The following is an 11,770-nucleotide window of genomic DNA, read 5'->3' as shown; positions in this document are numbered from 1 at the left end:
CAGAATTTAATAACAAAAAATGAAGTGAAGGAATCCCTATGGCTCTAGAAAGAACGTTCTCAATTGTTAAGCCTGATGCAGTTAAGCGTAACCTTGTTGGTGAAATCTACCACCGCATAGAAAAGGCTGGCCTACAGATTATTGCCGCTAAAATGGTTTGTCTTACTGAAGCGCAAGCAAGTGGCTTCTACGCAGAACATGAAGGTAAAGAGTTCTTTGGACCACTTAAAGAGTTCATGACTTCTGGTCCTATCATGGTTCAAGTACTTGAAGGCGAAAACGCGATTGCTCGCTATCGTGAGCTGATGGGTAAAACTAACCCTGAAGAAGCTGCATGTGGCACTATCCGTGCAGATTACGCGATCAGCATGCGTTACAACTCTGTACATGGTAGCGATAGCCCTGAATCAGCGGCTCGTGAAATTGAATTCTTCTTCCCTGACTCAGAAATTTGCCCTCGTCCTGAGTAAATGTAGAGACGTTGATGAATACTTAGACCTCACTATGTGGGGTCTTTTTCGTTTTAAGGAGGGCTCGATAAACAAATGTCTAAATATTAGTCTTTTTGTTTGAATGCCTTACCAAACTCAAGGTTTTACAACACTTGTTGGTAATGACTAAAGGCTGTACAATTCGCGCCCTTATTTATCGTTCCGTCATTGAGAGGCATCATGACCACAGCTAAAATCAATCTACTCGATTTTGATCGTAAAGGTCTTCGTAAATTTTTCATAGAAGAGCTAGATGAAAAGGCGTTTCGAGCAGAGCAAGTGATGAAGTGGATTTATCATTTTGGTGTCGATGATTTCGAAAAAATGAATAACATCAACAAAAAATTGCGTGAGAAATTGATCCGTAGATGTGAGATTACCGCTCCTATCGTTTCTGATGCTCAGCACTCTTCTGATGGCACTATCAAATGGGCGATGCGAGTTGGCGACCAAGATGTTGAAACGGTATACATTCCTGATGGTGACCGAGCAACACTGTGTGTATCTTCACAGGTAGGTTGCGCTCTTGAATGTAAATTTTGCTCAACAGCTCAACAAGGCTTTAACCGCAACCTTAAAGTTTCTGAAATTGTAGGTCAGATCTGGCGTGCATCTCGTGAAATCGGTTTAGAAAAAGAGACCGGTCGTCGTCCAATTACTAACGTAGTAATGATGGGGATGGGTGAGCCTCTTCTAAACATGAAGAACCTAATACCTTCACTAGAAATCATGTTGGATGATTTAGGCTTTTCATTGTCTAAGCGTCGTGTGACGGTATCAACATCTGGTGTTGTTTCAGGCCTTGATCAGATGACTGATAACATTGATGTTGCTTTAGCTATTTCACTTCATGCTCCGAATGATGCGCTTCGTAGTGAAATTATGCCGATTAATGATCGTTGGGATATTCAAGACTTCTTAGCATCAGTTCGTCGTTACATTGCATCTTCTAATGCAAACCGCGGTAAGGTGACGGTTGAGTACGTTTTACTTGATCGTGTGAATGATGATATGGATCATGCTCGTGAGCTTGCAGAGCTTATGAAAGGCACGCCTTGTAAAATTAACTTAATCCCGTTTAACCCATACCCAGGTTCTCCTTATAAGAAACCAAGTAATTCTCGTATTGACCGTTTCCAGAAAACATTGATGGAATACAACTATACTGTCACGGTACGCAAAACTCGTGGTGATGATATTGATGCCGCTTGCGGTCAATTAGTTGGTGACGTGATAGACAGAACGAAACGAACCAAAATGATTAAAGCAGCCAGTGAAGCAAATCTTATCGCTGGTGGCGTTATCGAAGTCAAAGCGGTTTAAACACCATTCTAATGAAAACAAGCCAGAGGTAATACTTCTGGCTTGTTGCTTTTTAGTTCCTAGATTTCTGTCAATTTTGACTGTGACTGCATGTTTTCTTACATTTTCAGTTAATTTTTAGACAAAAGCTTGAGCTAACGGTAAATTTCGTTGAAAGTGTTTTTGCCTTGTCATGGCATTAGCTTATGATTGATACTGCTTAGTGTTTTAAGCTTTAGCTTGTAGCTCAAACCAGAAATTGTCTATTTAGGTTGGTTACCTGTGAAAACAGCCAAAGTATCACTACTGCTGTTGTTTTCTTTTTAAATTACGTTTGAGTAACAAGAATAATTTCCATCTATTACGAACTATTTGATTGAGCCATATTAGAATAAAAACGTTCTCCATTATTCGTAGTATTACTTTAGAAGTTCACTTTTATGAACACAGAACAAGATATTCAAGCATCACAAAATGCAACGGTAAGACCAGAAGCTGGCACAATTTTAAAGAACAAGCGTGAGTCTCTAGGGCTGACTCAAAAACAAATTGCTGATCGACTTAAACTTCGCATTACCGTTATACAAAAAATTGAAGAAAACCAGTTTGAATCCGATCTCGTGGCTACCTTTACTCGAGGTTACCTTCGTTCTTATGCAAAATGCGTTAATGTTGATGAAAAGGTAGTGCTAGATGCACTGGATCATGCGGGCGATGCTCAGCATGAAGAACAAGAAATGCAAAGCTTTTCCCGTAAAACTAATACCGAAAAGCACAACAGCCGAATCATGAGCTTAACTTGGGGTATTTTTGTTGTGATCGCGGGGATTTCATCTATCTGGTGGTGGCAGAATCAAGAGCAAGATACTTTAGCTGTTACCTCTAGTGAGCCAGTCGTTGAAGAGCAAGTACAAGAAGAACTGTTGGTAGATACATCATCAGAAGCCGATTTATCGATGATTGCACCTGAAGAGCTTACTGCTGACTTCGAACTTACTGCTTCTAGTGCAGATCAAGCTACTACAACTGCTGCAGCTGCGTCAGGTGAAACTAACGTATCAGATAGCAATCCAGCGGAAGTAAGCACAAAGGTGCCTTCTGTAGTTGAAGACGTGCTAGTGGAAGAAAACACGGCACAAGTTGAACCTATATTAAATGAACTGGTAATGCAGTTTAAAGCCGATTGTTGGATTCAAGTCAAAGATGCCACTGGTGCCACTCTTTCTACTGGGATCAAAAAAGCAGGGCAATCGCTTAACCTTTCAGGAACCACACCATATAAAGTGGTTCTAGGTGCACCTGAAGGTGTATCAATGACATTTGCAAGTGAACCTGTCGACCTTTCTGGGTATACTTCAGGCAAAGTAGCAAGAATCACCTTACCTTAGAGTCAATATGCAACCCGAATCTCCTATTATTCGTCGCAAATCAACCCGCATTTATGTGGGTGATGTGCCGATCGGTGATGGTGCACCTATCGCTGTGCAGTCCATGACCAATACAAGAACAACAGACGTTGCCGCGACTGTTGCTCAAATTAAAGCACTTGAAAATGTAGGTGCTGATATTGTTCGCGTTTCTGTTCCAACAATGGATGCAGCAGAGGCTTTCAAGCTCATTAAACAACAAGTTTCCATTCCTTTGGTTGCTGACATTCACTTTGATTACCGCATTGCGCTAAAAGTTGCGGAATATGGAGTGGATTGTTTGCGTATTAATCCAGGGAATATTGGCAATGAAAGCCGAATTCGCTCGGTTGTTGATTGCGCAAAAGATATGAATATTCCAATTCGTATTGGCGTAAATGGTGGCTCACTGGAGAAAGACATCCAAGTGAAATACACCGAGCCTACAGCGGAAGCTCTACTTGAATCGGCAATGCGTCATGTAGATATCCTTGACCGTATGAACTTCGATCAGTTTAAAGTCAGTGTAAAAGCGTCAGATGTATTTCTGGCCGTTGGTTCATATCGATTACTGGCGAAACAGATTGATCAGCCTCTTCACTTAGGCATTACAGAAGCTGGCGGTGCGCGTGCCGGTTCTGTTAAGTCGGCTGTTGGTTTGGGGATGCTATTATCGGAAGGTATTGGTGATACATTACGAATCTCACTTGCCGCTGATCCAGTAGAAGAAATCAAAGTTGGTTTTGATATTCTTAAATCTCTACGTATTCGTTCTCGTGGCATCAATTTTATTGCGTGCCCAAGCTGTTCTCGTCAAGAGTTTGATGTGATCAATACAGTGAATGCGTTAGAAGAGCGCTTAGAAGATGTGATCACTCCAATGGATGTATCAATCATTGGCTGTGTTGTGAATGGTCCTGGTGAAGCTGAAGTCTCTCACTTAGGTCTTGCGGGCAGTGCTCGTAAAAGTGCTTTCTATGAAGATGGTAAGCGCCAGAAAGAACGATTTGATAACAACGATCTAGTGGATAAGCTTGAAGCTAGAATTCGAGCAAAGGCATCAGTGCTAGATGAAAAAAATCGCATTGATGTACAAAACTTAGAAGATTAATTCAATTTCAATGAGTGGGTGAACTCTATGAGTTATCACTTCTCCTTGAAAGCATGATGGAAAAATTATTGTGGCTAAAAATATTCAAGCAATTCGAGGCATGAACGATTGCCTTCCAACTCAATCACCACTGTGGCAGAAAGTAGAAAACGCTGTGAAAAATGTGGTGAGTGCACACGGTTATAACGAAGTACGTATGCCTATCGTTGAAGAAACGAACCTATTTAGCCGTGCCGTTGGTGAAGAGACAGACGTTGTTTCAAAAGAAATGTATACCTTTGATGATCGTAATGGCGACAGCCTAACCTTGCGTCCAGAAGGTACAGCAGGTTGCGTACGTTCATGTATTCAGAATAGCCTTATCAACCGTGATGAGCAGCGCCTATGGTACATGGGTCCAATGTTCCGTCACGAACGTCCTCAAAAAGGTCGTTACCGTCAATTTCACCAATGTGGTGTTGAGGTGTTTGGCTTAGAAGGTCCGGACGTTGATGCTGAACTTATTATGATGACTGCGCGTCTATGGCGTGAGCTAGGTATCGATAAGCACGTTCGTTTGGAGCTGAACTCAATTGGTTCTCAAGAAGATCGTGTAAGCTACCGCACCGCGTTAGTGGCGTACCTTGAGCAACACATTGATGTACTAGATGAAGATTGCAAACGTCGCATGCACACGAACCCTTTGCGTGTATTAGATACCAAGAACCCAGACGTTCAAGCTATCTTAGGTGACGCTCCTCGACTATCTGACTACTTAGGTGAAGAATCAAAGCAACATTTTACTGGTTTATGTGAACTTCTTGACGCTGTAGGTATCGAATACCAAGTTAATGAGCGCCTAGTTCGCGGACTTGATTACTACAACCGCACTGTATTTGAGTGGATCACTGACAGCCTTGGTGCACAAGGAACAGTATGTGGTGGTGGTCGTTACGATGGTCTTGTTGAGCAACTTGGTGGTAAAGCTACCCCTGCAGTTGGCTTCGCAATGGGTTTAGAACGTCTAGTGCTAATGATGGAAACTCTAGAGCTAACAGAAGTTCGTCGCAGCGTTGACGTATACATGGTTGCCGCAGGCGAAGGCACGATGATCGCGGGCATGCAATTAGCGAATCAATTACGCGATACTGTTGAAGGTGTGCGTGTAATGAGCCACTTCGGTGGTGGTAGCTTCAAGAAGCAATTTAAACGTGCTGACAAAGTAGGTGCGGTTGTAGCGCTTGTACTTGGTGAGAACGAAGTTGCTGATGGAACGGTAGTTCTTAAAGATCTTGTTGCTGGAACACAAGAAACGCTTTCTCAAGCAGACGTAGCTCAAAAAATTGCAGCGCTTATCTAATTAAGCCATTAAAGAATATTAAGCGATGAAGCATTCTTTATCGCTTTACTAAAGAATTAAAGAGGACAGGAAGTGGAACTTTACGATACTGAAGAACAACAAGTTGAAGCCATTAAAGATTGGTGGAAAGAGAATGGCAAAGCCGTAATCTTTGGTGCTGTTATTGGTTTAGGCGGTTTATTTGGCTGGCGTTATTACCAAGATTCAGCGATTCAAGCTCGTGAGGCTGCTTCTGAAAGCTACACATCAGCAATCTCTGTTTTAGACGTTAAAGGTGCTGATGCACAAGCTGATATTCAAAGCTTTATTGATTCTAACTCTGACGCTGAATACTCTGTTTTAGCGGCGATGCAACTAGCGAAAGCTCAAGTTGAAGCGGGCAACCTTGATGAAGCATTAAAGCAACTAGAGTGGGCTAAGGCGGCAACGAAAGACGCTGCACTATCTCCATTGCTGGCTTACCGTGTAGCTCGTATTCAAGCTGAACAAGGTAACTTTGATGCCGCTCTTACTGAGCTAAGCGCGATTTCTGACGAATCATGGAAAGGTCGAGTAGCTGAATTACGTGGTGATATCTCACTTCGTAAAGGTGACTCTGATGCAGCATACAGCGCTTATTCTGAAGCTCAACAAGCTGCTGATGCAAGCCAAACACTGCAAATCAAACTCGACGACCTAGCTAAGTAAGGCAGATCTCAATGAAGAGAATGTTCCAAAAATCGGTACTTTCTAAATTCACGATCTGTGCTCTTGGTCTTGGATTACTTGCTGGCTGTGCTAGTGAGGAAGACACTGTAATTATGGCTCCTGTGCCTGTTGTAAATAGTGAATTTACGCCGTCGGCAGAGTGGTCAACTTCAATTGGTGACGGAGTAGGGCATTATTTTTCTAAGCTCAATCCAGAGTTTGCTTATGGGAAAGTATTTATTGCGAGCCGAGATGGCTTAGTAAAGGCACTTGACCCCGAAACGGGCAAAGAAATCTGGAAAGCGGATCTTGAAAAAGAGGTTTATGCACGTTTATCTGGTGGTTTGACTGCTGCTTACGGGCAAATATTTGTTGGTACTGAGAACGGCGAAGTCATTTCTCTTGACGAAGAAACCGGTGAAGAACTTTGGCGAGTGCTGGTTAATGGTGAAGTACTCGCTTCTCCCGCAACTGACAGTAACTTAGTCCTTGTTCATACTAGCCGCGGTATGTTGATTGCTCTTGATCAAGCGACTGGCGAACAAAAATGGACAATAAGTACTGAAGTTCCTAGCTTAACACTCCGTGGTGACAGTGCTCCTGTTGCGGTTTCTGGTGGTGTCTTCTGGGGAACGGCAAATGGTCGCTTAGCAGCCGCTATTGTTGAACGTGGTCAACTTATTTGGCAACAGCCTGTTGGCACACCCCAAGGTGCGACTGAAATTGATCGTCTAGTCGATGTTGATGCTTCTCCAATTGTTCTAGGTGGAACGCTTTATACCATTGGTATTAATGGTCAGTTGATAGGAATTGATTTACGTTCAGGTAAACCAACTTGGAAACGTAATTATTCTTCAGCCATCGATATGACTAGCGATGGTAGCCGTATTTTTGTTGTTACGGATAAAGATCATGTAGTCGCTGTGGATGCTCGAAGCGGTACTGAGCTGTGGAAGACAGATCAACTTGAAAACCGCTTACTGACGGCACCATCACTTATTGATAATTATCTAGTAGTTGGCGACAGTGAAGGTTACTTACATTGGTTGGATCGCTCAACTGGCAAATTTGTTGCCCAGCAGTTAGTGCATGATAGTGGATTCTCTGTTAGCCCTATTGAATTGCCTGAAGGTTACTTAATCGTTACTCGCAATGGCGATGTAAAGAAACTGACGATTAGCCAATAAAGCGTGATATAATTCACAATCGGCTCCTGGTTGGTAACAGCTAGGAGCCGTTTTGTTGTTATAAATTTAATAAATCATGTGGTTATAGGTAAAAATTTAAACTTGCTGGCAAGTGTTTACCTATAACTACATTAAGAAATGAAATTGTAGAGGTTGTTATGGTACCTGTTGTTGCTCTAGTAGGGCGTCCAAACGTAGGTAAATCTACGTTATTTAACCGATTGACTCGAACTCGTGATGCATTGGTTGCGGATTTCCCAGGCTTAACGCGTGACCGTAAATATGGTCATGCACATTTTAGTGAGCACGACTTTATTGTTATCGACACTGGTGGTATCGACGGTACTGAAGAAGGTGTTGAAACAAAAATGGCAGAGCAGTCGCTAGCAGCGATTGATGAAGCTGATGTGGTTCTATTTATGGTAGATGGCCGTGCTGGTCTTACACCTTCAGATGTAGCGATTGCCAAGCACCTGCGTCAACTAGAAAAGCCTTCAATGCTTGTAGTAAACAAGGTTGATGGTATTGACCCTGATGCAGCAAGTGCTGACTTCTGGCAGCTAGGTGTTGAAGACATGTACCAAATCGCTGCGGCTCATGGTCGTGGTGTAACAGCTTTGATTGATCTTGCTCTTAACCCTTTTGCAGAAGCACTAAAAGCGGAAAACGGCGAAGTAAGCGATTTAACTGAGTTCGAAGACGACGAAGAAGAGCAAGTTGATTTCACTGAAGAAGAAGCTGAAGAAGAGTTCAAGCGTCTTCAAGATCAACCAATCAAGCTAGCAATCATTGGTCGACCAAATGTAGGTAAATCTACACTAACAAACCGTATTCTTGGTGAAGAGCGTGTTGTTGTTTACGATATGCCTGGTACGACTCGTGATTCAATTTACATCCCAATGCAGCGAGACGATCGTGAATACGTTCTGATTGATACTGCAGGTGTTCGTCGCCGTAAAAACATTAATGAAACAGTAGAGAAGTTCTCTGTAGTTAAGACTCTGAAAGCAATTGAAGATGCTAACGTAGTTTTACTGCTTATTGATGCTCGTGAAAACATTTCTGATCAAGATCTAAGCCTACTTGGTTTTGCATTGAATGCGGGTCGTTCAATCGTAATCGCAGTAAACAAGTGGGATGGTCTTGATAGTGATGTTAAAGAACACGTGAAGAAAGAACTAGACCGTCGTTTAGGTTTCGTAGATTTTGCGCGTATTCACTTTATCTCTGCACTTCACGGAACTGGTGTTGGTCACTTGTTTGAATCTGTTGAAGAAGCATATAAATCAGCAACGACTCGCGTAGGTACTTCAGTACTGACTCGTATTATGAAAATGGCAACAGATGATCACCAACCACCAATGGTTCGTGGACGTCGTGTTAAGCTTAAGTATGCGCACGCTGGTGGTTATAACCCACCTATTATCGTTATTCACGGTAACCAAGTTCGTAACCTGCCAGATTCATACAAACGTTTCTTAATGAATTACTACCGCCGTTCTTTGGAAATCATGGGTACACCGATTCGTATTCAATTCCAAAACAGTGAAAACCCGTTTGAAGCGAAAACGAATAAGCTGACGATTTCACAAGAGCGTAAACGTAAACGCATGATGTCGATGATGAAAGGTCGTAAATAACCTTCCTCCTTACATTTAAATACCCGAGCTTAGTCTTGGGTATTTTTTTAAGCAAAATTCAGTAAAGAAATTAATATGACTAATACTAAAGCTGTACCCCCAACTAAAATTAAATTTTGCCATAACACATGGGTGCTAGAAGCAGTGGTTCAACTGGTAGAAAAGAATGAAGGTAGAATTTATATCGTTACAGATGAAACGCCTTTTCACCCTGTCAGCCATATTTGGCCAGATCACCCAGCAGACCGAGGAACGATTCAATTTAAAAACACCTTGTGTCCAGTTGAAGATTGCTTAGTCGGAGCGTTTGAAGAAGCAACAGGGCTGTTATTTGTAGGCTCTGATATTCCAGTTAAACGAAATGCAGAGGGCTGGAGTTTTGTTGTTGTTCACCAGCTTTCAGAAGAAGCAAGTTCACCGGAAGTTGGAGATATGATTCAGTTGAATGTGGATCAGGATTACCAAATGAGTTTGAGCCGAGGTCATAGTGCGGGCCATATCGCCTTCTTAGCTCTGAATAAAATACTTTCAGAAAGTTACTGGCGTAAAGATGCAGATAGAAAGGACGCTCTAGGTAGTTATGATTTTAATAGCTATGCTCAAGTGACGAGCTTTGTAACACCAGATACTTGTATTGATAAATATCGATTAGGTAAAACGCTGAAAAAGCGTGGTTTGAATGTGGCTGATATGTTGAGCAACCTTAAAGATATTGAGTCGAATACAAATCAACTGATAACGAAATGGTTAACGACGCCAGCTGAGGTAACGATGAGGTTAGAAGGTGAAACTCTGACTGATTCCCGTTACTGGGAATGCTTAATTGATGGTGATGCTGTATCAATACCTTGCGGAGGAAGCCATATCAACAGTATTAAAGAGTTACAGCAAGTCACTGTCACACTCAGTATATTCGATGAACAACATATTGAAATGCGCACCGATGTAAACTCTACCTGCTAGCGTTCTTTGTTATTACAAAGCTCTAATTATTCTAATTTAAATATCATATCGCAGTTTATAACTCTATTTAAAATGAGAATGCAGCACATGTAACTTATGCTTTCGGTGTGTGGTGATATAAATATTCTTTTAAGGGTAGATCGCTGATCAAATTAGATAAAGCGAAAGATCACATAAAGATCTTTCGCTTTTAAATTATTAGTGAGCTTTTAGTATTTGTTTGCAAAATAGACTATAGATGTATAAATTACGCACGAATCTTATAGGAAGTCGTTGTAAATGGACCAAGAATTTTTATTAGAAGCCCATCGTTCCGTAAACTCCTTACTTAAACAACTTGCTCTTGGGCTTGATCGACAAGCACTGAACAAGAAAGTAATCGCGTTAACAGAGGATCTTTTTGGTAAGAGAAAGGCATCAATTCTACTTTTGGATCCTTCAACTCAAAGGCTACATTTAGAGTCTGCTCCAAATTTGCCAGATTTTTATAATGAAGCAATTGAAGGAGTAAAAATTGGTGTTGGGATTGGCTCATGCGGTGAAGCTGCGGCATTAAAAAAGCCTGTGATCGTTTCTAATATAAATGAGCATCCCAATTGGTCTCTTTTTCTATCATTGACTCATCGTGCTAACCTTCATGCTTGTTGGTCTGTCCCTATCATTTCGTCACATAATCAAGTCTTGGGTACTTTTGCTATCTATAGCGATTTACCATCGACCCCTGGTGAACTTGAAACTGAGATCCTGGAACTTCTCGCTTCTTTATATTCTGTTGCGCTTGAAAAGTTTGCAATGGAAACTCAACTCAACTTTTATGCTAATCGCGACTCATTAACGCATTGCTACAACCGCAGAGCTTTATTTTCTGAGGCAAAGAGAGTGATGGATGGCGAGTGTTTTTCTGGCAAGGTCATGTCATGTCTTTTCGTGGATATAGATAAGTTTAAATTTATTAATGATAATTTTGGGCATAAATTTGGTGATCAAATCCTAACGACAGTTGCTGATACTTTGTCTTCAGTATCTTCGCCATGTTCAAAAATAGGGCGCTACGGAGGCGATGAGTTTGTTATTTTTTCTTGTTTTGCTTCTGAAGAAGTCGCTCAGAACTATTATTTAGCTCTGAATTCAAAATTGAAGGAAGTGCTACTTATTAATGAAATGCAATTTTCTGTCAGTGTTGGACTAGCGTGCGCGAAAGATGAGGTGAACCTAGATCAATTAATCACCTTAGCTGATAAGAACATGTATAAAGTCAAACAAGCTAAATCCAAGTGGTAGTACATTCTTACGAGGCGGTGAAATACCCACTGATATGATGAGTTACACCACTAGCGTCTTGTAAGAGCTATTTTGTAAGAACCATCTGTAATAACTACCTTGTAAGAGCTAAGTGAGAGGAAATGATGCAAGAAAATATATGCCCAGGATGCCAAGTTGAATTGAATTGGGATGGTCAGTACGTTTGTAGTAGCTGCAACTTTCATTTTAAGAAAATTGCTTTTTGTCCTGATTGTGAAGCCGAGTTAGAAAAATTGCAGGCGTGTGGTGCGGCAAGTTATTTTTGTAACTCTAAGTGTAATGAACTTAAATCAAAGTCTAGAGCTAAATTCATTTTCCAAAAAGTTGACGCTTAATTTGCGT

The 11,770-nt window shown here is 41.4% G+C and carries 11 protein-coding genes; all 11 read left to right on the top strand.

Features of this window, described 5'->3' with window-relative positions; translation table 11 throughout:
* Nucleotides 1-38: 38 nt before the first annotated feature.
* The 11 genes from ndk (at nt 39) to F0226_RS14985 (ending at nt 11,763) form a co-directional block, all read left to right on the top strand.
* Nucleotides 39-470: a nucleoside-diphosphate kinase gene (gene ndk, locus F0226_RS15035; protein ID WP_171736394.1), complete on the top strand. Its 432-nt coding sequence runs from the start codon at nt 39-41 to the stop codon at nt 468-470.
* Between the two features lie 201 nt (nt 471-671).
* A complete protein-coding gene (locus F0226_RS15030; protein WP_171736393.1) occupies nt 672-1,814 on the top strand; it encodes a bifunctional tRNA (adenosine(37)-C2)-methyltransferase TrmG/ribosomal RNA large subunit methyltransferase RlmN in 1,143 nt (380 codons plus the stop codon).
* Between the two features lie 419 nt (nt 1,815-2,233).
* The gene (gene rodZ / locus F0226_RS15025) at nt 2,234-3,181 is read left to right on the top strand and encodes a cytoskeleton protein RodZ (protein ID WP_171736392.1); all 948 of its coding nucleotides are present in this window, start codon (nt 2,234-2,236) and stop codon (nt 3,179-3,181) included.
* A 7-nt stretch (nt 3,182-3,188) separates the two neighbouring features.
* Nucleotides 3,189-4,310, top strand: coding sequence for a flavodoxin-dependent (E)-4-hydroxy-3-methylbut-2-enyl-diphosphate synthase (gene ispG / locus F0226_RS15020; protein ID WP_171736391.1), 1,122 nt, complete (start codon nt 3,189-3,191; stop codon nt 4,308-4,310).
* 70 nt (nt 4,311-4,380) lie between these two features.
* Nucleotides 4,381-5,649, top strand: coding sequence for a histidine--tRNA ligase (gene hisS / locus F0226_RS15015; RefSeq protein ID WP_171736390.1), 1,269 nt, complete (start codon nt 4,381-4,383; stop codon nt 5,647-5,649).
* 72 nt (nt 5,650-5,721) lie between these two features.
* On the top strand, nt 5,722-6,336 hold the full coding sequence (locus tag F0226_RS15010; RefSeq protein WP_171736389.1) for a tetratricopeptide repeat protein: 615 nt from the start codon (nt 5,722-5,724) through the stop codon (nt 6,334-6,336).
* A gap of 11 nt (nt 6,337-6,347) precedes the next feature.
* Nucleotides 6,348-7,523: an outer membrane protein assembly factor BamB gene (gene bamB / locus F0226_RS15005; protein WP_171736388.1), complete on the top strand. Its 1,176-nt coding sequence runs from the start codon at nt 6,348-6,350 to the stop codon at nt 7,521-7,523.
* A gap of 158 nt (nt 7,524-7,681) precedes the next feature.
* On the top strand, nt 7,682-9,163 hold the full coding sequence (gene der, locus F0226_RS15000; RefSeq protein ID WP_171736387.1) for a ribosome biogenesis GTPase Der: 1,482 nt from the start codon (nt 7,682-7,684) through the stop codon (nt 9,161-9,163).
* Between the two features lie 75 nt (nt 9,164-9,238).
* Nucleotides 9,239-10,126 (top strand): alanyl-tRNA editing protein, encoded by an 888-nt coding sequence (locus F0226_RS14995; RefSeq protein ID WP_171736386.1) that lies wholly within the window; start codon nt 9,239-9,241, stop codon nt 10,124-10,126.
* Between the two features lie 279 nt (nt 10,127-10,405).
* Nucleotides 10,406-11,407, top strand: coding sequence for a sensor domain-containing diguanylate cyclase (locus F0226_RS14990; RefSeq protein WP_171736385.1), 1,002 nt, complete (start codon nt 10,406-10,408; stop codon nt 11,405-11,407).
* Nucleotides 11,408-11,532: 125 nt separating this feature from the next.
* Complete coding sequence (locus F0226_RS14985; protein ID WP_171736412.1) at nt 11,533-11,763, top strand: zinc ribbon domain-containing protein; 231 nt, start codon at nt 11,533-11,535, stop codon at nt 11,761-11,763.
* The last annotated feature ends 7 nt before the right edge of the window (nt 11,764-11,770 follow it).

Source organism: Vibrio sp. 99-70-13A1 (assembly GCF_013114625.1).
Classification (GTDB): Bacteria; Pseudomonadota; Gammaproteobacteria; order Enterobacterales; family Vibrionaceae; genus Vibrio.
Note: the sequence above shows the minus strand (reverse complement) of the source record. Positions and strands in the feature narration are given on the sequence as shown.

Bases quoted from the DNA above. Each gene is read 5' to 3' on its own strand.
- bamB (WP_171736388.1), top strand. From the start codon at position 6,348: ATGAAGAGAATGTTCCAAAAATCGGTACTTTCTAAATTCACGATCTGT.
- F0226_RS14985 (WP_171736412.1), top strand. From the start codon at position 11,533: ATGCAAGAAAATATATGCCCAGGATGCCAAGTTGAATTGAATTGGGAT.
- F0226_RS15030 (WP_171736393.1), top strand. From the start codon at position 672: ATGACCACAGCTAAAATCAATCTACTCGATTTTGATCGTAAAGGTCTT.
- F0226_RS14990 (WP_171736385.1), top strand. From the start codon at position 10,406: ATGGACCAAGAATTTTTATTAGAAGCCCATCGTTCCGTAAACTCCTTA.
- ndk (WP_171736394.1), top strand. From the start codon at position 39: ATGGCTCTAGAAAGAACGTTCTCAATTGTTAAGCCTGATGCAGTTAAG.
- der (WP_171736387.1), top strand. From the start codon at position 7,682: ATGGTACCTGTTGTTGCTCTAGTAGGGCGTCCAAACGTAGGTAAATCT.
- ispG (WP_171736391.1), top strand. From the start codon at position 3,189: ATGCAACCCGAATCTCCTATTATTCGTCGCAAATCAACCCGCATTTAT.
- rodZ (WP_171736392.1), top strand. From the start codon at position 2,234: ATGAACACAGAACAAGATATTCAAGCATCACAAAATGCAACGGTAAGA.
- F0226_RS14995 (WP_171736386.1), top strand. From the start codon at position 9,239: ATGACTAATACTAAAGCTGTACCCCCAACTAAAATTAAATTTTGCCAT.